Source organism: Anaerolineales bacterium, from assembly GCA_030583885.1.
In the GTDB taxonomy this organism is placed as follows: domain Bacteria; phylum Chloroflexota; class Anaerolineae; order Anaerolineales; family Villigracilaceae; genus Villigracilis.
The window spans coordinates 1,098,263-1,122,951 of the sequence record CP129480.1 but is presented as its reverse complement, the minus strand read 5'-3'; the positions used below and the strand labels follow the sequence as shown (position 1 = coordinate 1,122,951).

The 24,689-nt window shown below is 54.5% G+C and carries 22 protein-coding genes; 12 read left to right on the top strand and 10 right to left on the bottom strand.

Annotated elements, in window-relative coordinates; all coding sequences use genetic code 11:
- The first annotated feature begins 656 nt into the window (after nucleotides 1-656).
- The 12 genes from QY332_05610 to QY332_05555 all read left to right on the top strand — a co-directional run bounded on the left by QY332_05610 (nucleotide 657) and on the right by QY332_05555 (nucleotide 18,066).
- Nucleotides 657-1,679: a LacI family DNA-binding transcriptional regulator gene (locus QY332_05610; protein ID WKZ37405.1), complete on the top strand. Its 1,023-nt coding sequence runs from the start codon at nucleotides 657-659 to the stop codon at nucleotides 1,677-1,679.
- A 211-nt stretch (nucleotides 1,680-1,890) separates the two neighbouring features.
- Nucleotides 1,891-3,333, top strand: a complete 1,443-nt coding sequence (locus tag QY332_05605; protein ID WKZ37404.1) for an ABC transporter substrate-binding protein — start codon at nucleotides 1,891-1,893, stop codon at nucleotides 3,331-3,333.
- A gap of 100 nt (nucleotides 3,334-3,433) precedes the next feature.
- Nucleotides 3,434-4,390, top strand: coding sequence for a sugar ABC transporter permease (locus QY332_05600; protein WKZ37403.1), 957 nt, complete (start codon nucleotides 3,434-3,436; stop codon nucleotides 4,388-4,390).
- A gap of 4 nt (nucleotides 4,391-4,394) precedes the next feature.
- Complete coding sequence (locus tag QY332_05595; GenBank protein WKZ37402.1) at nucleotides 4,395-5,240, top strand: carbohydrate ABC transporter permease; 846 nt, start codon at nucleotides 4,395-4,397, stop codon at nucleotides 5,238-5,240.
- Between the two features lie 18 nt (nucleotides 5,241-5,258).
- Nucleotides 5,259-7,742 (top strand): glycosyl transferase, encoded by a 2,484-nt coding sequence (locus QY332_05590; protein ID WKZ37401.1) that lies wholly within the window; start codon nucleotides 5,259-5,261, stop codon nucleotides 7,740-7,742.
- Nucleotides 7,743-7,752: 10 nt separating this feature from the next.
- Entirely contained in the window at nucleotides 7,753-9,105 is a 1,353-nt protein-coding gene (locus QY332_05585; GenBank protein WKZ37400.1) for a GH1 family beta-glucosidase, read from the top strand.
- Nucleotides 9,106-9,229: 124 nt separating this feature from the next.
- A complete protein-coding gene (locus tag QY332_05580) occupies nucleotides 9,230-11,548 on the top strand; it encodes a glycoside hydrolase family 3 N-terminal domain-containing protein (protein ID WKZ37399.1) in 2,319 nt (772 codons plus the stop codon).
- An 83-nt stretch (nucleotides 11,549-11,631) separates the two neighbouring features.
- Complete coding sequence (gene xylA, locus QY332_05575; protein WKZ37398.1) at nucleotides 11,632-12,798, top strand: xylose isomerase; 1,167 nt, start codon at nucleotides 11,632-11,634, stop codon at nucleotides 12,796-12,798.
- Nucleotides 12,799-12,882: 84 nt separating this feature from the next.
- The gene (locus QY332_05570) at nucleotides 12,883-13,761 is read left to right on the top strand and encodes a hypothetical protein (GenBank protein ID WKZ37397.1); all 879 of its coding nucleotides are present in this window, start codon (nucleotides 12,883-12,885) and stop codon (nucleotides 13,759-13,761) included.
- 3 nt (nucleotides 13,762-13,764) lie between these two features.
- On the top strand, nucleotides 13,765-15,252 hold the full coding sequence (gene xylB / locus QY332_05565; protein WKZ37396.1) for a xylulokinase: 1,488 nt from the start codon (nucleotides 13,765-13,767) through the stop codon (nucleotides 15,250-15,252).
- A 251-nt stretch (nucleotides 15,253-15,503) separates the two neighbouring features.
- A complete protein-coding gene (locus tag QY332_05560) occupies nucleotides 15,504-16,253 on the top strand; it encodes a response regulator transcription factor (GenBank protein WKZ37395.1) in 750 nt (249 codons plus the stop codon).
- A gap of 19 nt (nucleotides 16,254-16,272) precedes the next feature.
- On the top strand, nucleotides 16,273-18,066 hold the full coding sequence (locus tag QY332_05555; protein WKZ37394.1) for a GAF domain-containing sensor histidine kinase: 1,794 nt from the start codon (nucleotides 16,273-16,275) through the stop codon (nucleotides 18,064-18,066).
- Here the strand turns inward: QY332_05555 and QY332_05550 are convergent.
- From QY332_05550 to QY332_05505, 10 genes are all read right to left on the bottom strand, one after another.
- Complete coding sequence (locus tag QY332_05550; GenBank protein WKZ37393.1) at nucleotides 18,041-18,361, bottom strand: antibiotic biosynthesis monooxygenase; 321 nt, start codon at nucleotides 18,359-18,361, stop codon at nucleotides 18,041-18,043. The genes QY332_05555 and QY332_05550 overlap by 26 nt on opposite strands.
- 33 nt (nucleotides 18,362-18,394) lie before the next feature.
- Complete coding sequence (locus QY332_05545) at nucleotides 18,395-19,276, bottom strand: alpha/beta hydrolase (protein ID WKZ37392.1); 882 nt, start codon at nucleotides 19,274-19,276, stop codon at nucleotides 18,395-18,397.
- A 193-nt stretch (nucleotides 19,277-19,469) separates the two neighbouring features.
- Nucleotides 19,470-20,474, bottom strand: a complete 1,005-nt coding sequence (locus QY332_05540; protein ID WKZ37391.1) for an NUDIX domain-containing protein — start codon at nucleotides 20,472-20,474, stop codon at nucleotides 19,470-19,472.
- On the bottom strand, nucleotides 20,471-20,641 hold the full coding sequence (locus QY332_05535) for a hypothetical protein (GenBank protein ID WKZ37390.1): 171 nt from the start codon (nucleotides 20,639-20,641) through the stop codon (nucleotides 20,471-20,473). The genes QY332_05540 and QY332_05535 overlap by 4 nt, the downstream gene beginning before the upstream one ends.
- A gap of 145 nt (nucleotides 20,642-20,786) precedes the next feature.
- The gene (locus tag QY332_05530; GenBank protein ID WKZ37389.1) at nucleotides 20,787-21,164 is read right to left on the bottom strand and encodes a response regulator transcription factor; all 378 of its coding nucleotides are present in this window, start codon (nucleotides 21,162-21,164) and stop codon (nucleotides 20,787-20,789) included.
- Nucleotides 21,165-21,240: 76 nt separating this feature from the next.
- Nucleotides 21,241-22,185 (bottom strand): acetamidase/formamidase family protein, encoded by a 945-nt coding sequence (locus QY332_05525; protein WKZ37388.1) that lies wholly within the window; start codon nucleotides 22,183-22,185, stop codon nucleotides 21,241-21,243.
- A gap of 57 nt (nucleotides 22,186-22,242) precedes the next feature.
- Nucleotides 22,243-22,470: a hypothetical protein gene (locus tag QY332_05520; protein ID WKZ37387.1), complete on the bottom strand. Its 228-nt coding sequence runs from the start codon at nucleotides 22,468-22,470 to the stop codon at nucleotides 22,243-22,245.
- The gene (locus QY332_05515) at nucleotides 22,454-23,284 is read right to left on the bottom strand and encodes a M28 family metallopeptidase (protein WKZ37386.1); all 831 of its coding nucleotides are present in this window, start codon (nucleotides 23,282-23,284) and stop codon (nucleotides 22,454-22,456) included. The genes QY332_05520 and QY332_05515 overlap by 17 nt, the downstream gene beginning before the upstream one ends.
- Before the next feature lie 21 nt (nucleotides 23,285-23,305).
- Nucleotides 23,306-23,656: a hypothetical protein gene (locus tag QY332_05510; protein WKZ37385.1), complete on the bottom strand. Its 351-nt coding sequence runs from the start codon at nucleotides 23,654-23,656 to the stop codon at nucleotides 23,306-23,308.
- On the bottom strand, nucleotides 23,653-24,588 hold the full coding sequence (locus QY332_05505; protein ID WKZ37384.1) for a permease: 936 nt from the start codon (nucleotides 24,586-24,588) through the stop codon (nucleotides 23,653-23,655). Before QY332_05505 ends, QY332_05510 begins: the two co-directional genes overlap by 4 nt.
- Nucleotides 24,589-24,689 lie beyond the last annotated feature (101 nt).

Genomic DNA, 24,689 nt, shown 5'->3' with positions numbered 1-24,689 from the left:
AAATTCCAAAACCATACCACAGCAGCTATCGGGATACGGGTCGAAGCGATAACATACAACGAAGCACGGAAAAATAGGTCTGATTGTGTACACCCCTGCCAGTGCGGTTGTGTTGGGAATTCGCATAAGCCCTGCACCTGCGTGCCTGCCGGTGTTACCAAATATCAAAAGCGCATTTCTGATCCCATTCTCGGCCGCATTGACATCCACATCGAAGTTTCCAGAGTCGACTACGAAAAACTCAGCGGCGATAGATTAGGAGAAACCTGCGAAACCGTTCGCGCAAGAGTGCAAGCTGCGAGCGATATTCAAAACAAACGGTTTACAAACGGACAGCAACAGATAGAATCTGCAACGCAGACAAGCGCATTGGGGAGGTCAGGCGATTTTGGCGGCTGCATCCCGAAGGTCAGAGTTTGATGCGGGCGGCGACATCGTGCTGTGCATGAGTCAACAAAGTTTGTCGGCACGCGCCTCACCGCATCCTGAAATTACCCCGCACCTGTGGGGAAATGACATGCTTGTATATATGAAATCCATGACCTTGAAAGTCCACAGACCACGACGTTATGGTATTGACAAAACTTTTTTAATATGCAATAATGTATTTATCGGTATCGTTACCGGCAACGTTTCCATTTTGTGCAGATTCTGATATGCCAGCCAAAAAACAAGCGGTTACCATCCAGGATGTTGCAAAAACAGCAAGGGTGTCTGTTTCTACGGTTTCACGCGTGTTGAACGGCAAGGTCGATGTCGCAGGGGATACCCAGAAGAAAATCCTTAAAGTCATTGACAAGCTTGGCTACACATCAAACCTGGCGGCTCGCAGCATGCGGAGCCGCCGAAATAACCTGCTTGGGTTGGTGGTGCCGGATATCGGTTTCCCTTATTCGCAGGAAGTCATGAAAGGCATCAACCGGGCGATCGCAGAATCAACCTTTGATTTGCTGGTCTACACAACGGGGGATATTCACAAAACAGGTACGATCCTACACGAACAGCATTATGTTTCTCTTCTGAACAATTCAATTACAGACGGCGTAATTATTGTGGCGTCCGCCGCCGCCGAATTCATCACGGATGCCCCCATCATTGCCGTTGACCCGCATATTGTTAATCCAAACTATCCATCAGTTCAGGGAACAAACTACCATGGCGCGGTCGAAGTGATGGAATATCTTCTGAGCCTGGGACACAGGCGCATCGGGTTTATTTGCGGACGCCCCGAGATTGGAAGTGCTGAACGACGCTTGAAGGGTTATAAAGATGCGCTGATAAACGCGGGGATTAAGATAGACGAGGAGCTGATCGCCCACGAGGGTGACTTCTCTACAAAGACCGGGCATCTGTGTGCTTTGCAATTGTTGAAGTTAAAGGACCCACCCACCGCCATATTTGCGGCGAATGACCAATCTGCAATTGGCGTATTCGAGGCGGCGGATGAGATAGGCCTTCATATTCCCGATGATCTATCTGTTGTTGGGTTCGATAATATTTCAGAAGCCAAATATTTCGATCTTACAACCGTGGATCAATTTCTTTCTGAGATGGGATACATTGCCACCCAAATGCTAATCAAGATGGTGAATAAGGAGGCGCTGGATGTACATGTGCACAAGGTCCCAACTCAACTGGTCAAGCGCGGCTCCTGCGAGGCTTTATCCAAAGCAAGATAATTTGCAAAGCTGGCGTGATAAATTATTTTTTTATCTTCGCCGGTATCGTTACCGGAACAAAGTGAAAGGAGGTGGTGTGACAGACGTAAAAACAAAATAGCAGGTCCTCCATAACCTTTGCGGGAGAAGGAAGACCTGCACCATCGTGCGGAGATGACTCCACACGCACGCAGTATAACTCATAAAAAATCAATCTTGAAGGAGAAGAACCATGCGTAAGTCAATCTATGTAGTCTTTAGCCTGTTGGTGCTGGCAAGCATGCTTTTAGCTGCCTGCGGCGGCGGGTCGGCTGAGGCTCCCGCTTCCAGTGGAGGTGATGCGCCTTCAACCACAGACGGAGGGGCAACCTCCGCTGACGGCAAGCGAGTTCTTAAGGTGTGGTCATTTACCAATGAGATCCGCACCATGGCGGTTGCCTTCGAAGGTTTGTACCCGGATGTGGAAGTGGACGTTGTCTACACCATGATCCCGATGACAGACGGTGAATACCAGACAAAACTTAAAGCAGCCATTGGCACTACAGACGCTCCCGACGTGGTCGCCTTGGAAGCCGCTTTTGTAAAAGAATGGGTTGAGGCTGATTTCCTCGCTGACCTGAACGATCTCCTGCCTTTGACTGAAGAACTGAAAACCTTCCCTGCCGTGGTGCAGGTGGGCACTCATGCAGGGATTACAAAAGCGTATTCATACCAGGCAACTCCGGGCGCCTTTTTCTATCGCCGCAGTATCGCCCAGGAATGCCTCGGCACGGACGATCCGGCTGAGGTCCAGGCAATGGTTGCCGATATAGATAAATTTGTCGACACGGCCGCCAAGATCAAGGAGTGCAATCCGGATTACTTCACCGTCGGCACATCTGCCGAGTTGTTCAATCCCTTCCTCGCCAACCGCTCCCAGCCGTGGATCGTTGATGGAGAACTGGTCATTGATCCCAACGTCGTTGAATACATCCACTTCGCCAAACTCATGCGCGAGAACGGCTACGAATCACAGGCACAGCAGTGGACCGAAGGCTGGTTTGCAGGCATGAGCGATACCTTGGCTGGCGCTGACGGCAAATCCAAGAAGGTCTTCAGTTACTTCCTGCCGACCTGGGGTCTCCCTTACGTCCTGATCCCCAACTCCGGCGACACCGGCGGTGACTGGGCGATGATCAATGGTCCTCTGGCGTATCAATGGGGCGGCACGTGGGTGGGCGCCATGAAGGACAGTCCCAATCTGGATCTGGCGAAGGAATTCATCAAGTTTGTTGCCCTCAACGAAGAGAACCTGACCAATTGGGCAACCGGCGTTTACACCAACGAATACTTGAAAGCCATTGACCCGAGTGTTCCTAATGACCAGGCACAGGCGCCCGGCGACTTTGTCTCCAGTCAGGTGGTGGTTGAAAAAATCACTTCGACGTTCGACGGTTCTGAACTGTACAACTGGCTGGGCGGTCAAAACAACTACGAAGCCTTTGGCGAAGCGGCTCCCAAAGTGAACGGCTCCCTGTTAACCGGTTCCGACGACGCCATCCAGCGCGCGCTCGAAAGCCAGCGCGACCAGTATCTGAATAATGAGATCGATGAAGCCACAATGTGGACGCAGTGGCTGGATCTGGTCCGCAGCGAGTTCCCGGATCTTGTCATCCCAGAACCGCCCGTGAAGTAACATCCAACGATGTTGTGGGGTGGTGCTGATTACAGCACCACCCCACTCTCCCTCACTTTTATTGTTTAGCTGCAAAATACCCCACTTTAAGGAGCTGACCATGAGGCTTACCAGGATAAACCGAAATTATTACGGTTATTTTTTCATCACCCCCTTTATTCTCGGCTTTCTTGCCTTTGGTTTGTATCCTGTTTACAACACTCTGGCGTTGAGCTTCACGGATTACACCTTAATGTCGAGAAGCGGCTCTTTTATTGGGCTGAGAAATTTTCAGGTCCTATTTGCCGATCAATTGTTTGTAAAGGCGATTAGGAACACCTGGCTGATATGGATGTTAAATTTCATTCCGCAAATGGGCGCGGCCTTGCTGTTATCCGCCTGGTTTACGAACATCCGTTTGAGGGTCAGGGCCGTTGGGGTGTGGAGGGCGGTCTTCTATCTGCCGAATCTCATCATCCCGGCAGTAGTGGCTGCGTTATTCAATAGTCTGTTTGCTTATTATGGGCCTGTCAATCAATTTATGGTCCGTGCCGGCTTTCTGGAGGAAGCCATGCATTTTTTGCAAAATGCAGACATCACCCGCGGAATCGTGGTCTTCATCCAATGGTGGATGTGGTTCGGACAGACCATCATTATCGTCATGGCCGGCATGACGTCCATCCCCGTACATTTATATGAAGCCGCCATGGTGGACGGCGCATCGTCGTCGCAGATGTTCAGGCGGATAACGCTTCCGCTGCTTAAGCCCATCCTGATCTACATCTTCGTCACGTCACTCGTCGGCGGCATGCAGATGTTCGATATCCCGTATCTCCTGACGGATGGCAGAGGCGCGCCAAGTAATTCCATCATGACCAACAATATCCTTATGTACATGAAATTCGCCAGCAGCAGAGGTCATATCGGCGCCGCATCGGCTGTGGGCGTGCTTACCTTCATCATGACCACAGTCTGTGCGCTGGGCATTTTCTATTTCCTGCGGGATAAGGACGAATCCGGCTTCGAAAAATCCATGCGAAAGTGGTTCTTGAGAAAAAATTGGAACGGGAAAGGATAGCCGCATGCTTAACAACTACAAACTCAGAACGAACCTGATGCGCGTACTTGTGTATGTCGTATTGACCATTCTGGTGATCATCACCATTGTCCCAATATGGCTTTTGATCGTGAACGCAACCCGTTCCACCACCGAGATCCAACAGGGGCTCAGCATTTTACCCAGTACGCACCTGATGGACAACTACCAAATATTGCTCAATCGAGGCATCAACATTCCCAGAGGCTTCTCAAACAGCCTGTACGTGGCGGTCGCATCAACTGTCATCACCGTGTACTTCTCCATGCTGACCGCCTATGGCATCGTCGTGTATGAATTCAAAGGCAAGAGGTTCTTCAGCAACTTTATCGTAGTGCTGGTCATGATCCCCATGCAGCTCACCATTATTGGCTTCTTCCAATACATGTCCAGACTCGGGCTGACGGACAACTATGCAGCCCTTATTTTGCCGCTGATCGCCAACGCGGGCGGTGTATTCTTTGGCAAACAATATCTCGAGTCAATGGTCATTCAGGACCTGATCGACGCGGCGCGCATCGACGGAGCAAGCGAACTGGGCATCTTCCACCGCATCATGATGCCGCTGGCAATGCCGGGCGCCGCCACCCTGGGCATCTTCGCGTTCGTGGCCTCATGGAACAACTTCTTTAACGCATTCATCCTGATCACCTCGCTGGACAAATACACGCTCCCGATGCTCGTCAAAACCCTGCGCGGCGATGTCTACCGCACGGAATACGGCGCCATTTATCTCGGTCTCGCCATTACCGTGGTGCCGGTCATTATTTTATATGTCCTTTTCTCGCGCTACATTATCAGCGGCATTGCCATGGGCGCTGTAAAAGAATAACGATTACATTGAGTCACCATGCATTATGGCTACTTCAACGACACCCAGCGCGAATACGTAATCACCCAGCCAGACACTCCCCTGCCCTGGATCAACTACCTTGGACCGGAAGGATATTTCGGGCTCATCTCCAACACGGCAGGCGGATATTCCTTCTATCAGGATGCCCGCCTGAGACGCCTGACTCGCTACCGATATAACAATGCGCCACTGGATTCGGGTGGGCGTTACATCTACCTGCGGGATGAAGACCCGCTTCTTTCCGGACCTGTGTACTGGTCGCCAACCTGGCAGCCGACCCGCACCCCGTTGGATTCCTACGAATGCCGCCACGGCATGGGATACACCGTCATCACATCCAAAAAGAACGGGATCGAAGCCTCCACCCGCTATTTCGTCCCATTGGGTGAGACGCTAGAGATATGGGAATTGACTCTTACCAACCAGCGCGACAAACCCGCGGAACTATCCGTCTTTTCCACAATCGAATTCAATCTCTGGGACGCGATGGATGATGCCACCAACTTCCAGCGCAATTATTCCATCGGGCAGGTCGAGATCGCGGACGATGTCATCTACCACAAGACCGAATACCGCGAACGGCGCAATCACTTTGCCTACTTCGCCTGCTCCGAACCGTTGACCGGCTTCGACACCCAGCGCGAAGCGTTCCTTGGGCCCTATCGCGGCTGGGATTCGCCCCGGGCTGTCGAAACAGGTCAAATGTCGGGGTCTGAGGCGCACGGCTGGCAGCCCATCGGGGCACAGCATGTCAAAGTCCAGTTGGAAGCGGGGGAACAGAAAAAGATCATCTTCATCCTGGGCTATCATGAAAATCCAGTAGAGGAAAAGTTCGACCCGCCGAATTCGCAGACCATCAACAAGCGCACGGTTCTGCCCGTGATACGAAAATGTCTCCAGCCCGCTGTTGTGGATGACGCGTATCAGGAATTGAAACAATACTGGGATGAACTGCTCGGCAAATTCGAAGTGGCCACGCCTGATGAACACACCAACCGCATGGTGAACATCTGGAATGCGTACCAGGTGATGATCACGTTCAACATGTCCCGTTCGGCATCGTATTTTGAATCGGGCATCGGGCGGGGAATGGGATTCCGTGATTCGAACCAGGACCTGCTTGGGTTCACGCACATGATGCCCCAGCGCGCCCGCCAGCGGATTTTGGACCTCGCCGCGACGCAACTGCCAAACGGCGGGGCGTATCATCAATACCAGCCGCTGACCAAGCGCGGCAACAACGATGTCGGCTCGAACTTCAACGATGACCCGCTATGGCTGGTACTGGCTGTAACTGCGTATCTCAAAGAGACTGGCGATTGGAGTATTCTGGATGAAGCCGTGCCGTACGACAACCAGCCCGGCTCGGAAGAACCGCTTCACGGACATTTGCAGCATTCGATTCAATATACGCTCGACAGGCTCGGTCCGCATGGACTGCCGCTCATCGGGCGCGCGGACTGGAACGACTGCCTGAACCTGAACTGCTTTTCCGATACGCCCGGTCAATCATTCCAGACGACAACCAACAAGGAAGGAAAAGTCGCTGAAAGCGTGTTCATTGCCGGCTTGTTCGTGCTGGCGGCGAAGGAAATGTCAGCATTGGCAGGAAAGTTGAAAGAGGAAAGAGGGGATTCTTTCGTATCTCATCTTTCATCCGAAGATTATGAGTGCCATGCAAAAAACATGGAAGCCGCCGTCTGGAATCACGGCTGGGATGGCGGATGGTTCCGCCGCGCGTATGATGATTTCGGGGATGTGCTCGGGTCGAAAGAAAACGAGGAAGGCAGGATCTTCATCGAGCCGCAGGGGATGTGTGTGATGGCGGGCCTGGGCGTGGAGGATGGGCGCGCGGTGCAGGCGTTGGATTCAGTTGACAAGCATCTCGCCACGCCGCATGGGATCATCCTGCAGCAGCCAGCCTTCAGCAAATATCAATTGCATTTGGGTGAGATCTCGTCCTACCCGCCCGGGTACAAGGAGAATGCGGGAATCTTCTGTCACACCAATCCGTGGGTGATGATCGCGGAGGCGATGATCGGGCGCGGGGACAGGGCGTATGAGCATTACATGCGCACCAACCCGTCGAAGCGCGAAGAGATCAGTGAATTACACAAGTGCGAGCCGTATGTCTATGCGCAAATGATCGCGGGCAGGGATGCGCCCACCCATGGTGAAGCGAAAAATTCATGGCTGACGGGAACTGCCGCATGGAACTACGTCGCCATTACGCAATGGATATTGGGAATCCGTCCGACATATGAAGGCTTGCAGGTTGCGCCGGTCATCCCGTCAACGTGGGAAGGCTTCAGTGCGGCGCGCAGTTTTCGGGGAGTCCGATACGAGATACAGGTCAAGCGAAAAGGCGCGGGGAATGATATCCAATTGGAAGTGGACGGAAAGCCCATCACGGGCAGTATCATCCCCTTCCCTGCTGAAAAAATCCAAACCGTCCAGGTGACCGCCTGGCTGGGACAATAGAGGAATCAACGTGGCAGAAAATAGATTATTTTCAAAGGATTTTATCTGGGGCGCGGCCACCGCATCCTATCAGATCGAAGGCGCGTGGAACGAAGACGGCAAGGGCGAAAGCATCTGGGACCGCTTCAGCCACACGCCCGGCAAGGTGCTGAACGGCGACACGGGCGACGTCGCCTGCGACCACTATCACCGCTGGCGCGACGACATCAAGTTAATGAAGGAACTGGGCTTGAAGGCCTATCGCTTCTCCAGCGCATGGGCACGCATTCTGCCCGATGGTCGCGGAAAAGTAAATCAGGCTGGCATTTATTTTTACAGTCAACTGGTGGACGTGCTGCTCGAAACAGGCATCACGCCTTTCGTCACGCTCTATCACTGGGACCTGCCGCAAGCCTTGCAGGATCAGGGCGGCTGGACGAAGCGCATGGTCGTGAATGCGTTCGTCGAATACACGGATGTGATGACCCGCGCCCTGGGCGACCGCGTGAAGAACTGGACGACCTTCAACGAGCCGTGGGTCAGCGCCTTCGTCGGCTACAAGGATGGGCGCCACGCCCCGGGGCATATGTCTCAGGACGAAGCCATAGCTGCCTCCCACCATCTGCTTCTCTCACACGGACAAGCCGTGCCCATCATCCGCGCCAACTGCAGGGATGCGCACGTCGGCATTACCCTCAATCTGACGCCGCAAGTGCCCGCCTCCCCCAGCGTTGCAGACAGGCAAGCCGCAATCTGGGTGGACGGCTACATCAACCGCTGGTTTCTCGATTCCTTGACGGGGCGCGGCTACCCACAGGATATGGTGAACAGTTACAACAACTCAATGGATTTCGTCGCCGAAGGCGACATGGACGTGATCTCCGTACCGATCGATTTTCTGGGCGTCAATTACTACACCCGCAACATCGCCCGCTCCGACAAGGTCAGCGAAGCGGACAACCACCCGCAGACCGTGTTCCGCGAAGGCGCGATCACCGAAATGGATTGGGAGGTCTACCCGCAAGGACTCTACAACCTGCTGGGCAGACTGCATTTCGAATATTCGTTCCCCGTCATTTACATCACCGAGAACGGCGCATCTTTCCCTGATGAGGTCGGCGCGGACGGCGAAGTCCATGATCCCTCGCGCCTGTCCTATATCAAGGAACATTTAAAGATGGTCAACGAAGCCATCCGCATTGGCGTGCCGGTGAAGGGTTATTTTGTCTGGTCGCTGTTGGATAACTTCGAATGGGGCTTCGGATATTCCAAGCGCTTCGGAGTCGTCCATGTGGATTTCGAGACGCAGAAACGCACGCTTAAATCCAGCGCGAAGTGGTATCGCAAGGCAGTCCAAGCCAATAGCGCAGATGTGGAAGTTTAATTATTTTTTTACCGCCAAGGAGCACACGCGTGCCTGCTGCATGATGCAGGCATAAGGGGCACAAGGAAGAAAAGACTTTGTGTACCTTCGTGACCCTTTGTGGTGAAGTATCCAAGAGGCATGAATGACATCGATAAAAAAACAAGTTGAGACCTTACTCTCATATATGACGCTGGACGAAAAACTCGCCCAGCTTGGTTCCTGGTGGATGTATGAATTGCAGACCGCAGGTCAATTGGATTCGTCCAAGCTGAAAAACAAACTCGGGAATGGTATCGGGCAGATCACCCGCGTGGCGGGCGCATCCACGCTCGACCCAGTTGCGGCGGCAAAGGCAGGGAACCGAATCCAGAAGTTCCTGCTCGAAGAGACGCGGCTCAAGATCCCCGCCATTTTGCACGAGGAAAGTTGTTCGGGCGCGATGATCCTGGGCGGCACTGCCTACCCACAGATGATCGGGCTTGCCAGCACCTTCCAGCCTGAACTGGCGGAAAAAATGACTGCCGAGATCCGCAGGCAATTGCTCGCCATCGGCGCGCGTCAATCGCTGGCTCCAGTGCTGGATGTCTCGCGTGACCCGCGCTGGGGGCGCACCGAAGAGACTTTTGGCGAAGACCCCACGCTGGTCAGTCACTTTGGCATGGCATACATCCGCGGATTGCAAAGCGATGACCTGGCGAACGGTGTCATGGCAACGGGTAAACATTTCATCGGTCACAGCCTTTCGCAGGGCGGGCAGAACTGCGCTCCCGTTCACATCGGCAGGCAGGAATTGTATGACACGTTCCTGGGTCCATTCCAAGCCGCCATTCGCGATGCAGGGCTGGCGTCCATTATGAATTCCTATCCCGAACTGGACGGCGAAGTGGTGGCAACCTCCCGCCACATCCTGACCGACCTGCTGCGAAATGAACTCGGCTTCGACGGTCTGGTCGTTTCAGATTACGAAGCCGTGGACATGATTCATTACTTCCACAACGCGGCAGCGGATAAATCCACTGCGGGACGACTTGCATTGACTGCGGGAATCGACGTCGAATTGCCGACCATAGTCTGCTACGGCGACCCGCTCAAGTCCGCGCTCGAAGCGGGTGACCTGGATCTCGAAACTGTGAACACCGCTGTCAGCCGCCACCTGCAAAAGAAGTTCGAACTTGGTCTGTTTGAAAATCCCTACGCCAACGAAGGCAATGTGCTGGAAGTCTTTGAAACACCCGAACAACGTGAACTAACAAAAGAGATTGCTCAACAAAGCATGGTTTTGTTAAAAAATAACGGATTACTGCCATTCAAAAAAGACATTGACTCATTGGCAGTGATTGGACCAAATGCACATCAAGTACGAAGTATGTTAGGTGATTATTCGTATGAAGCTACGAAGGAATTATTGATATATCAATCACCTGAAAATTCGGCTTTTGTAAATTTAGATCATGACGCGACTGCAAAACATGGTATTAAAGTAGTCACGGTGTTAGACGGCATTACAAAAATTGCAGCATCATCTGCTGAGATTGTTTATGCCAAAGGCTGCGACAATTTATCGTCAGATAAAAGCGGGTTTACGGAAGCAATTGAAATTGCAAAAGAAACCGATGCGATTGTTTTGGTGTTGGGAGATATTTCCGGTTTGGTGCCAACTTCTACCACTGGTGAAACACGCGATAGCGCTGACCTCAAATTACCTGGCGTGCAAGAAGATTTGGCAAAAGAAATTCTTGCAATAGGCAAGCCGGTGGCAGTTGTGTTAATAAACGGACGCCCGTATGCAATTCCATTTTTGGATGAAAAAGCAGACGCAATTCTCGAAGCGTGGATTCCCGGCGAAGAAGGCGGCACTGCAGTTGCCAAAACACTTTTTGGTGATGCCAACCCCGGCGGAAAACTGCCCGTCACCTTCCCGCGTCATGTCGGTCAACTGCCCATTTTTTACAACCACAAACCTTCGGGCATGAAGTCGCATTGGTACGGCGATTACGTCAACGAAAAAGCCGCGCCGCTGTACCCGTTCGGGCACGGGCTGAGCTACACAACTTTCGGGTATGAGAATCTGTCTGTCAAGCAAAAACAGGCGTCGGGCGGTGAGAGCGTGGAAATTTCGCTCAAGATCACCAACACAGGAAACGTCTTAGGCGACGAAGTCATCCAGCTTTACATTCGAGATGAAGTCGCCAGCAGCCCGCGCCCGGTGAAGGAACTCAAAGGCTATGCGCGTGTGACACTCGAACCATCCACCTCAAAAACCGTGGCCTTCAACCTGCCCGTTGACCAATTGGCTTTTTACAACTCCGAACTGGACCTCATCCTCGAGCCCGGGCGGATCCTTGTGATGGTCGGAAGTTCCAGCGACGACATCCGCCTGACGGGTGAATTTGAGATCATCGGCAAAGGAAGTATGCCTGTCAAGGAGCGCGTGTTCGTTTGCCCGGTGGACATCCGTTAGATTTGCTCATTCTCTCTCCCTCCAAAAGCCCTCATCCCCAAAAGGGATGAGGGCAAAAGGGAAACTTAACCAAGGAGTATCCCATGTCTGATTACATCCCCAAACCTGAACATAAATTCACCTTCGGCTTATGGACCGTCGGCAACATTGGGCGCGACCCGTTCGGCGGACCCGTACGCGAGCAGAAATCCCCTGCTGAACTTGTTTACCTGTTGGGAGAAGTCGGCGCGTATGGTGTCAACTTCCACGACAACGACCTGATCCCCATCGACGCGACGCCCGTCGAAGCGGATGTCATCAAAAAGGAATTCCGCATAGCGCTGGATGAAACGGGCATCGTCGTGCCGATGGCGACGACAAATCTGTTCAGCGACCCGATCTTCAAGGACGGTGCGTTCACCAGCAACGACCCCAAAGTGCGCGCGTATGCCCTGAAAAAGACGATGAACGCCATTGATCTTGGCGTGGAGTTCGGCGCAAAGATCTACGTCTTCTGGGGCGGGCGCGAAGGGACGGAAACAGACTCCAGCAAGAATCCAATGGATGCGATCAAACGTTCGCGCGACGCGATGAACTTCCTGTGTGAATACGTCCGCGACCAGAAATATGACCTGAAGTTCGCGCTCGAAGCCAAGCCCAACGAACCGCGCGCAGACATCTTCAACCCGACGACAGGTCACATGCTGGCGTTCATCGAAACGCTCGACCATCCCGATATGGTCGGTGTGAATCCCGAAGTGGCGCACGAACACATGGCGGGCATCAACTTCATGCACGGTGTGGCGCAGGCATGGGACGCGGGCAAACTCTTCCACATCGACCTGAACGACCAGTACCCCGGACGTTACGATCAGGACTTCCGCTTTGGCGCGCGGGATATCAAAGCCGCATTCTACCTCGTTAAATTCCTCGAAGATGTGGGTTACGACAGCCCGCGTCATTTCGACGCGCACGCCTATCGCACCGAGGATTACGATGGCGTGAAGGACTTCGCCCGCGGCTGTATGCGTACCTATCTCATCCTGAAGGAAAAAGCCGCCCGCTTCAATGCCGACAAGGAGATCCAATCCCTGCTGGCCGAGATCAACGCGGACGATGGCTCGATGAGCGGCTACTTCGGCAAATACAACACAGGGAAAGCAAAAGCTCTCAAAGCACATGTCTTTGACCGTCCCGCCATCGGCGCGCACGGACTGCAATACGAACGGCTCGACCAATTGACCGTGGAACTCCTGTTCGGCATTCGATAAGACATCTCCACGGGAATCACAGAGAAACCATTTGGATTTTCTCCGTACCCTCTGGTAAAACATTTTCGCAGTTCATCAGACACCATGCATAAACTAATCGATTACGGTTGCGTCATACTTGAGAATGAACATATCAGCCTGCTGGTCACCCAGTCAGTGGGACCGCGCATCATTTCCCTGCGTTTGAACGGCGGGGACAATCTCTTCGCCGAACTGCCCGATTTCGTGACTGTCCGCCCCGACGGGAAGAACTTCCACTTCCGCGGCGGACATCGCCTGTGGCACGCGCCGGAGTCCATGCCGCGCACCTACTGGCTGGACAACGACCCCGTGGAGATTCTCCGCACAGAAAACAGCCTCTCGGTCATGCAACAGGTTGAGGCGGAGACGGGAATCGAAAAATCCATGCGCATTTCAACGGACAAGAACAGCCCGCGGGTTGTCATCCATCACACCCTCACCAACCGCGGACTGTGGTCGGTCGAATGCGCGCCATGGGCGATCACGCAGTTCAAGATGGGCGGGGCGGCGATCCTGCCGCAGTCGTGCAAACAAACTGACCTTCTCCCAAACCGTTCGCTTGTGTTTTGGCCATACACGAATCTCGCAAATCCGCATGTGATATGGGGCAACGAGTACATCCTTATCCGCGCAGAGATACAGCCGCCGTTCAAGATCGGTTTTCCAAATCCGCGCGGCTGGCTGGGGTACTGGCTGAACGGTACGCTGTTCGTCAAGCGCGCAGAGTATGACCCGCAGGCGGCGTATTACGATTGTGGAAGTTCCAGCGAGTGCTATTGCAACCATCAGTTTCTTGAATTGGAAACGCTTGCGCCCGTCGGCAGGCTGGAGCCCGGCGCATCTATCACACACATCGAAACCTGGGAGCTTTACGGGGATGTTAAATTTCCAGCGGATGAAACGACCGTGCAACAGATAGTGAACGAATTAGGATTGGAGTAACCCATGTCAATTTTCATCGGCATTGACTCTTCGACCACCGCCACCAAAGCCCTGCTTATGAATGATCAAGGCAGCCTGTTGGGCGTGGCTTCGAGCGAATATACCTACGATACACCGCACCCTTTGTGGAGCGAGCAGGACCCGTCCCTGTGGTGGCATGGCACGCTGCAAAGCATTCGCAATGTCCTGCAAAAAACAGGCGTGAATGTAACTCAAGTAAAAGGCATCGGAATGACAGGTCAGATGCATGGACTTGTTTTGTTGGATGAAAATGGGGATGTGCTTCGCCCCGCAATTTTATGGAACGATCAGCGTACCGCTGCGCAATGCGACGCCATGCGCCTCAAACTCGGACGGGAAAAGTTGATCCGGATCACCGGCAATGACGCGCTGACAGGTTTTACTGCTCCAAAAATTCTTTGGGTGCAGGAACACGAACCTGAAATATGGAAGCGCGTACGTCACATCCTTTTGCCCAAGGATTACGTCCGTTATAAAATGACAGGCGCCTTTGGCATGGATAAAGCCGATGGCGCGGGCACGATCCTCTTCGATCTGGCGAAGCGCGATTGGTCTGCGGAGGTGCTGTCTGCGCTGAATATTCCGGCCGACTACCTGCCCCCCACCTTCGAAGGCACGGATGCCACGGGTGAACTCGCCGCGTCCATTGCGCAGGAACTCGGTCTGCCCGCAGGCATTCCTGTGTTTGGCGGCGGTGGGGATCAGGCAGCGAGCGCGGTCGGCACGGGGGCAGTCCGCGCGGGCGTGGTGTCGGTCAGTCTCGGCACGTCTGGAGTGGTCTTTGCCGCCACCGATTCGCCCGTCATCGAACCCGATGGTCGCCTGCACTCCTTCTGTCATTCCGTGCCGAATAAATGGCACCTGATGGGCGTCATGCTCTCCGCGGCGGGAAGCCTGCGCTGGCATCGCGACACCTTTGCCCCGAACACTGATTTTGATTCCCTGCTCGAACCTGCCGAAAAGATTCCTGCGGGAAGTGATGGGCTCTTCTTCCTGCCCTACCTGACCGGCGAACGCACGCCTCACCCCGACCCGTTGGCACGCGGCGCCTTCATCGGCTTGACCGTCCGCCACGGCCTGCCCCACCTCACGCGCTCCGTGCTGGAAGGTGTCTCCTTTGGTCTGCGAGACAGTTTCGAATTGATGAAAAACGCAGGGCTGGAAAACATCACACAAGTGCGCGTCACAGGCGGCGGAGCGCGCAGTCCGTTGTGGCGGCAGATTTTGACGGATGTACTACAGGCCGAAGTCGTCACCGTCAACACGACGGAAGGCGCGGCGTACGGCGCGGCTCTTTTGGCAGCGACAGGCACGGGTGTGTTCCGAAGCGTGGAGTCCGCATGTGATGCGTCTGTAAAGATAACAGGGAGCACTTCGCCTAATCCTGTGCAAGCGGAAAAATATCAAAAGTCATATGTACTGTATCGGGAGTTATATCCAGCGCTGAAAAACATTTTTGCGAAGATCTAAACAATGGGCAGATGCATGGCACCTTCGGCAGACTGAAGTTGCCAATGGAGTAATCGAATCATTTTCAGCCTCGCTGGTTGGGGATTTTTCCCAAACCCTTGGGAACTCAATCCACGCCTCCAGAAGTTCAATTGAAGAATGAAGGCATCCTCGGGTCTACGCACCAACCGCGCGGCGTTGATCACGGTGCGGTTGGCCTAGTTGTTGATCGTCGGTGTTTCAATATATTATTCCCTCACATTCCCAGCCTCATGAGAAAGCACACACAAGTCGACTGGGAAATTTTCCCGAAGAAAACATCGCGTATCGAGCAAGTCAGTGATGCACCCGAAAAGATTGACGTCTCAACCCTGCCCCCATATAATCCGCCCATGACCATCCGCATTTTGTTGGTTGACGATCACAGCGTAGTCCGTCAGGGGTTGCGCATGTTCCTTTCACTCGACCCAGATTTGGAGGTGGTGGGCGAAGCGTCGAACGGGGTGGAAGGAATCGAACAAGTCGGCAAACTCAAACCCAATGTCGTGTTGATGGACCTGCTGATGCCCGTCATGGATGGGATCACAGCCATCCAGCAATTGCGAAAAGAATTTCCCGATATCGAAGTCATCGCGCTGACGAGTATTCTCGAGGACGATAAGATAGTGGGCGCGGTGCGGGCAGGGGCGATCGGGTATCTGCTCAAGGACACGCAAGCCGACGAACTCTGCCGCGCCATCAAAGCCGCCGCAAACGGACAGGTGCAACTCGCACCGCAAGCCGCGGTGCGTCTGGTGCGCGAGATCAAAGCACCCGACCGACCTGAGAAACTGACCGGGCGCGAAACGGATGTGTTGCGTCTGCTGGCTCTGGGACGCTCGAATAAAGAGATTGCCGACGAACTTGTGATCGGGGAAAAGACAGTTAAAACACATGTCAGCAACATTCTGATGAAGTTGGGATTATCCAGCCGCACACAAGCCGCACTCCATGCGGTGCGGATTGGATTGGTATCCAGTTAAGCTCCTTGGAAATAATATCGTGAGCATCCCCGCCAACCCGCACGAAGAACCGGGCATGTCACCGGTGGAGTTCATCCGCTTGCAGGATGAACTCCGAAAACGGAATGAGGAACTCGCCGCGGTCAACGCCGCCCTGCGGGAAAGTGAAGGACGACTCGAACAACGGGTGGAGGAACGCACACGCGAACTCTCCATCCTGCTCCGTTTATCGCACAACATCACCACCACACTAAAACTGGAGCCTTTGCTCGGTTTAATTCTCGCTGAATTGAAGGAAGTGGTCGGCTATCGGCTTGCGAGCATCAGCATTTTGGAAAAAGAGAATGAACTCTTGTTACTTGCCGCGCGTGGCAAGGGGATGCCCCAGCCTGGCACACGCTCCCCGTTGAACGAACACAGTAACACTATGGAAGTCCTTCGAAAGCGCGAATCCGCCTCCGTGCCCGATCTGAAGGCTGATACTCCGCTGGCGGGGCGAATGCGGAATAATCTTGCCGCGCAAAATCTGACAGGGCTTGGTTCGTGGATGAGCGCACCGCTGGTGATCCGCGACCAAAGCATCGGCTTGCTGGCATTGGCTCACCCTGATGTCAATTATTACAATCCTGCCCGCGTAGAATTGGCGATGGCGTTCGCTGATCAGGCAGCGGTTGCCATAGAGAATGCGCGTTTGTTTGCCACCGAACAGCGCCGTGCCGAACAATTCCGCGTCATTACCGAGGTGGGCAAGCGTGTCACATCCATCCTTTCGTTGAATCAACTGCTCGTTGAAACGGCACGCACGATTCGGGAATCCTTTGGCTATCATCACGTCCACATCGGGATGGTGGAGGGCGAACGAGTTGTCTTCAAAACACGGAACGCTGCACAACCAGAGGATGAAATGTTCCAATGCTGTGAAGATGCGACACCAATCGTCGGCAGGCAGGGCATATCCGGCTGGGTGGCTGGGACGGGCGAATCGCTGATCGTCCCCGATGTGATGAAGGATGTACGTTTCATCCCCTCGAAAAATGACCAGACCCGCTCGGAAACGGCGATCCCCATCAAGATCAAGGGACGGGTGATCGGCGTGATCGACGTGGAGAGCAACCGCCTGAACGGCTTCGATGAAAGCGATCTCGTCGTCCTGCAATCGCTGGCGGATCAGGTGGCGGTCGCCATCGAGAACGCGCGGCTGTACGAACAGGCGCAACATCTCGCTGCGTTGGAGGAACGCCAGAAACTGGCACGTGAATTACACGACTCGGTCTCACAGGCGTTATACGGGATCGTGCTGGGCGCCCGCACTGCGCGCACTCTGCTGGACCGCGACGCGCCCAAAGCCGCCGAGCCGATGGATTACATCCTTTCGCTCGCCGAGGTGGGACTCGCTGAAATGCGCGCGCTCATCTTCGAGTTGCGCCCCGAATCGCTGCAGACCGAAGGGCTGGTCGCGGCGCTCGGGAAGTTGGTCACCGCTTTGGGCGCGCGGTTTCAGCTCAAGGTCCAGTTGGAGGCGGGGCCTGAGCCCGATGTACCCATCGAAATGAAAGAGTCCATCTATCGCATCACGCAGGAGGCGCTGAACAATATCGCCAAGCACGCGCAAGCTCAACATGTGAACGTATCGTTGAAAACAGAAATTGATGGGTTAGCATTGAATGTTTCCGACGACGGCGCAGGGTTCGATACGAGCCAGCAATTCCCTGGTCATCTGGGTCTGCACACGATGAGGGAACGCGCCGAGAAAGCGGGCGGGGCGTTCGCGCTAGACAGCACACCGAACGCGGGGACACGCATTCAAGTCAGGATACCAATGGCGGCGCGCTGAACATCACTTCGTAGTGCGCGACCTTCTCTTCGAATTCCAAAAGGAAATCCTTGTCTTCGGGATAATAGCGGGCTTTCTCGTACTCTTCGCCCGCAAACTTCTTGATCGCTTCGAGCGAATCCCAGAACGTGAGGGTGAGGAAATGCGCCTGCCCACCTTCGATACGCCGCAGGACATGCACGCCGAGGTTGCCTTCGACGGCCCGGTAATCGCGCACGCCTGTCTCGTTCAGGTATTCGATGTATTCGTCGGCTTTTGCAGGGGGAGTGATACCGTGCCAGATTCTCGCGATCATAAAAATCTCCTTTCCTACGCTTCATTTTTTGGGCTAATTCACCAACGCACCGATGATCTCTTTGGCATTCTTCTTGAACAACGAGAGATGGCCCTCGTTCGGATAAAACCTCGCTTCGCACTTCGGGACGGCCGACTCCAGAGAACGAGCCATTTCCACAGGGATGTTTTGATCTTGCTCCCCGTGCCAGAGCAGGATCGGCATTTGAACATCCTGCAAGCTGAATCCCCGCTCCGTGACCGTCAATAGCGATTCATGGAACGCGCCGCGCGTTCCCTGCCGCGTGGCTTCCCGTACCATGCGGATGAATCTCCGTTGGAATTCAGGGTCGAAGTCGACCATCACACGGTCAGCTTCGGGCAGTACAGACGCGGCTCCAGCCACAAACAGCTTGGGTAAAAGGCGGGGCATCACTCCCAGCATAATCCCCGAAAACAGGCGGGAGGCGAAAGGAGATTCGCGCGGCATGGTTAAGAATTTACGTGTCCCTTCGTTGATGTTCTTCATCAACTCTGGCTCGGTGAACATTGCCGCACCGCTTACAATGCCTACCTTGGTCAGCCGCCCAGGGACGGCATATGCACAGGCCAGACCATAGGGTCCGCCGAGAGAATAGGCAAGTATGGCAAAGCGTTCGATGTTCAAATGGTCTGCCAACGCGAGAGTATCTTTAGGAAAATCCAGAACTCGGCGGTTGGGCTGAAAATCGGAAAGTCCCATCCCTGGGCGATCTGCCACGATCAAACGAACTCCAAGGGACTGTAACAACTCCTCACCCACATATAGCATGGATTCCACGCGCGAACTCGGCGAACCGTGAAAATAGAAAAGCGGCTTTCCATTCGATGGACCGTGTTCGTCGTAGCCGAGCTTGCGCCCATCAGGCAGTTGAAATTTCTGGTTGAGTTTCGACATTATTACATCCTATATCAATCGTGGTTATGAAATAGCAAATCAATCGAACCGTTTGATCAGATCCATCCGAATCACGTCGTCCCAGATTACTCTCCGGCGGACCTACTGGGTAGCGGGCCAAGGGCTGACTCTTCATTCCCGAACAGCAGTGCATCTGAACGTGTCGGCAGGTGATGCGTCAATGAAGGATCTGTCATTGGGCGGGATCAGTTCCACGTCCGGGCGAGACGGGGGTTCCTTCGCATCCGTATCCCAATTCAGTGCGTAATCTTTCCAGCCAGGAGAACGTGATAATGCCCAGTTCGTCCTTGGATCGCCAGGTGTTTGGATCGCGCAGATCGAACCAGTCAAGGTCTTGAAGGAGCAGGACCGGCATGAACTCGGCCTCCGGCTCGATGCCAGCCCGGACGGTGCCGGAGAGTGGATGACACAAATAAGTGTGCAGGAAGTCATATGCGCCGCCGGGCATATCTGGAGTTGTGAAGAGCAGGCACTCGACCGACACAGTCAATCCTGTTTCCTCTTGTACCTCGCGCAGGATACATTCTTCAGGCGTTTCATCGCCCTCGCGTCCGCCGCCAGGCGGCAACCAGAAAATCCTGCCATCAGGTGTGCTCATTTGCGCGAGCAAGACGTGATGATCCTGAACGATGGCGGCTTGATAGCGGATGTCCCGATGAAGCACGATACCATTCTTCTTGATCCACTCTTTGATGGACGGGATGTGTTCCTCGTAATGGTCGCTGGAGAGGTTGATCACCGCTTCAGGGATTGTCCGCATTTTGTTCCAGTATGGTTTCATGAACCATTCAGCGCTTTGCGGATCGTCGAAATATGCATCCGGCAGGGCTTCGATGACCACAAGCAACGCGTCGAATTTCTGCCGCGCATCCGTAAGGACGTGTTCCACGGAGAGCGAATGGGTCAACTCGTATATGCGTGAATTGCGTCTCTCAATATCTGCATCATCTAACGGAGACGGCGCAGGGAAGGTGTTCTGCAAAGCCGCCGTCAGCCATTCCACCAGCCAGTGCTCGTATGCCGTGATGTGTGCAACGATGTCCTTCGCTGACCAATATCCCGCCGCGCCAGGTTCATCCATGCGGGCCTTGTCAATTGCGTTGAGCATCATGTCCCAGTGATAACGTTTGGCTTTTAGGGTTTCGAGCAGTTGGGATTTGGAGGTGATGCTGTTCAAGAAAGTAATCCGATCAGAGCAAAAAGGATGCCGCCGAGAACTGCAATACCAATCAGCGCACGGAAGAGCCAGACAAGTCCGCCAAGGAAGCCGACGACCCTGAAGAAGCGGATCACTTTCATTCCATAAGAATTTCCAGATGATACGGATAAAGATTGAACGGACATGATACTGCTCCTTTCCCCTGGTACGGGCGGATATGCGTTCATTATAGAGAATACATGTATGCTTCACATCTCTCTATAGATGGATTCTCCTCTCAGACGAAAGTCGGATATTCCACAAGAATAAAAAAAGTCGCGTTATTCTGTTTCATGAAGCGGGATGAACAACAGCACGGATGACATTCAATAGAGCCTCATCACCGGCACATTTGCACACAAACCCCGCCGCGCCCGATTCATATGCCCGTCTGCGGGATGTTTCGTCATCATGGATGGTCAGGACAACCACCTTGCTTTCAGGCGCGATTGAACGGAGCGTTTGTATTGCCGCCAATCCATCCATTTCGGGCATTTCCATATCCATCAGGACGACGATGGGCTTCAGGTGCGGAATCGCCGACAGCGCATCCCTGCCGTTCTGCGCTTCGCCAACGACCTGCATATCTTCTTCGAGCGCCAGCCGCATTTGCAGCCCCTGACGGACGGCGGGCCGGTCATCGACTATCACGAGAGTAATCATAGTCATAGTATCATACTCCTGACGCAAGTTTGACATCGGACTATGGTTGAAAAGAAACCCCCAACTTTCGTCGGAGGTTTCCCTACTTCAAACCAGCCAGCGCATCGTGTGGCAGGATGGCATGTGCGCCTTTGACTTCGTTCACGATCTGTGTTGCTCGAAGGTTAACCACCAGTGAACTCCACGCCACCGCCTGATTTTTCTGCATGCCATATTGCTCCTTGAGCAGGTCAATCATGCCATCCATGGCAATCATCACGGCTTCATCCAAGTCTTCGTGGAAGCCAAAGGTGATCCAGCCAGCATTGGTATAGGCGCGCGGGAAGTCGATATGCAAATCAGGGAGCAGGTGAAACGCCAGTTCAACCTGCTCCATCGGACATTCCAGTGCGGGACCAGAGACTTCGCCATCCCCCTGCACCGCGTGACCATCACCAAGAGAGAACAAGCCGCCATCCACAGGGATTGGCAGGAACACGCGCGCACTTTCGGTCAATTCCTTGCAGTCAATATTGCCGCCACAGAAGCGCGGCGGATACGTGGAGTGATCCCCTGTTTCAGCGGGCGGCATGCCCAAGATGCCCATAAAAGGACTCATCTGGAGGGTCTGCCCATATTGATTGGTCGCAAGCCCGGCATCGGGGTTAAGCCGCCAGCGCATGAGCCACTCGTCGCCTTCCACCACACCCAGCCTTCGGTTCCAATAACTATCCCAACCGCCGCCCGTGGACCACCCCCACGCACCCGTGCGGATCTTGTTAAGGCGTATTTCAAGCGTCATACCCGCCTTGGCGCCGCGAATGGCAATCGGTCCGCACAGGGCGTGCCCCCAGTCCAATTCGCGGTTGCGCCCCGCCAGTTTTGTCGGGCGTTCAAATGGGCTTGCCTGTTCAAAGTTGCACCAGCCTGCATCGAGTGTTTGATACTGCACTATATCCCCCGAATCAATAGTGAGGATGGGCGAAATCTCGCGTGAGAAACGTCCGTGCAGGGTTTGCAGGTTGGGTTTTATCGTGTGAACTGTCATTACTCTGTACTATACATAAAATACTGATTGCGGGTTCGCCCGCATTCAGTATACACGTTAACCACAGCAGGTCTGCGCCTGTGCAGTTTCAACCTCACAGCACCCAGCGCTTTCACCATCGCCACAGCCGCATGCACAGCCAGCGGAATCGTTCTGCGAAGCGGGTGTTCCACAGCAGTCGCTTTGGGACACGCTGGTCCCGCAACAGGCAGACGAACTCGCCGTGGGCAATCCCACCGACTTCTTGATCAACGTGACAAGCAGGTTTTTATTTTGAGTAGACATGGTTTTTCTCCTTTTGGATGAGTGAAATGGATTGGACAACGTCAAGAAGGACTTCGATGCCTTCCTGGATTGTTTCGGGATAAAGCGCTTCGAGCGTGTCGAACGGAGTATGCATCACGCTTCGCGCCTGACCTGTGGGCTGCTGCCCCAACCCAAGCGTTGGGACTCCCTTCGAGATAAACACGGACGAGTCGTCACTGCCGCTGACCCATTGCGCCTGAATGCCGCGCTCCGACAGGGCAGTTTCAGCAAGTTCGGCAAGCCAGTCGCCCCGTTGTTTATGTCCGAGGCGCAGGGCGTTGAGTTTGGGCTCACCGCCGAGACTGTCCAGGTTGATGACCGCTGAAAGCGGCACAGGCGGATTCGCCGTCAACTGCTTTGCGCCCCACAAACCCGATTCTTCGCCCGTCAGGAAAGCCACCAGCATATTGAAGGGGCGTTTTTCTTTTGCCAGTTGGCGCGCCGCTTCCAAAACCGCTGCCACTCCCGAAGCGTTATCGAACGCGCCAGGGAAGCGCGTTCCGCCAGGGTCGTCGCCGATGTGGTCGTAGTGGGCGATCAGGGCGAGCGTGAAATCGTCCGCCGCGCCGCGCAGGAAACCTAGGACATTGTTGCAGGGAAGTATCGAGCGCCGAAGCGGGAGAGCCAACTCCACGTCTGTGTTGTTCAGGCTGGCGATTTCTTCGGCGATGGATTTCCTGACCCGCAAGACAGGGATTTTTCCGTTGCCTGTGTATACGGTTTTGTGAAACCAGTCGGGTTCGCCGTGTTCCACCAGCAGGGCGGAGGCGCCCAACTCGACGGCGGTATTCACAGTTTCGCCCAGGTTGAATCCCTACGGGCGTTTTGGGATGAGAATGACTCGGTTGTGGAATGAGGCAGGTGAAAGCAGGTCACCATCGCGCACAACGAGTAATGTACTGTTGACCGTTCCGCCTGCGGAGAACGCCGTCAGTTCGGCGAAGTCGCGGCGGGGAGAAAATGCCCGGGGTCCAACCACCAGTTTCGGGGTCGAAGTGAGGCGGGCGGCAGGGACATCCACAGGTTGAAGCGCGGAGTCAAAGCCTGCGGCGGTCAGTTCCGCCTGCAAATAATCCGCTGTGCGGCGCGCGCCTTCCGTACCGGAGAGTCGCCCCGCAGTGATGGGACTGGTGAGGAATTTTAGAGTGTGCATGAAGCGGTTCATGAGAGAACTCCCATAAGGAGGTTGTAGCCATAGCCAAACAGGACTGCGCCGATGAACAATGTTCCAACCACCAAGCCGACGATGCGCCAGCGGGCGATGGTCAGCGCGCCTGCAATAGCGCCGATGGAGGTGCCTGCGCCTGTGATGAGGAATGCCAGCACCGCTCCCTGACTCATGCCCGCGTCCATCAGGGCGCGCGCCAGCGGCAGGGAGGCTTCGGTGTTGAAGTAGAACGGGATGCCGAGGGCGGCGGCAAGCGGCACGCCATAGACCTGTCCTTCGCCGAAGAGGGTGGAGATCCATTGCGCGGGGATGAGGTTGTTGAGCAGGTAGCCGATGAAGGCAAAGCCGAGGAAGAACAGCGCGAGGCGTTTGCCCGCCAGCCAGGTCTCGTTGAGGAATTGACCCAACGTGACGCGCGGTCGTGCCTGAACGGAGGCAACGACGGGGAGGGACAGACCCGACCCACCCGAAATGGATTTGAAGCGAGCCTGACCCGCCAGCCAGCCGCGCGACTCGGAGAGATAGGCAACTGAACCGCCCGCCAAACCCAGCAGAATGGATGCCAGAAAGAACGCCAGTGCAAAGTTCCAGCCGAAAAGCCCTGCACTGAAGACGAGTTCCTGCGGCGAGGTCAGCGGCGAAGAGACCATGAACGCCACGATCGGCGCCCAGGGCATGCTTCCCGCCATCATGCCGAGGATGATGGCGGTTGTGCCGCATGAGCACAGAGGCGTCGTGACCGCTGCGCCGGTGGCGATCAGCACGCCTGCCTTGCGGTTGCGCTGAAGGAACGCGGCGACGCGGTCCTGATTGACGTATAACTTCAGGGCGGCGGCGATGACTGCGCTGAGAAGCAGGTAGATCCAGTTTACGGAGAGGGTGTGCCAGACTTGTAAAGTTGTTTTGGAGAGCAGGTCGATAAGAAACATAAGCAATTTCCTTTCAGGAGTTTGCTTATGTAGACGCAGGGACTTTGAAAAGGACGCAAAAAAACTGCGCCGAAACAGGCGCAGTTTTGAAGTTCAGAATT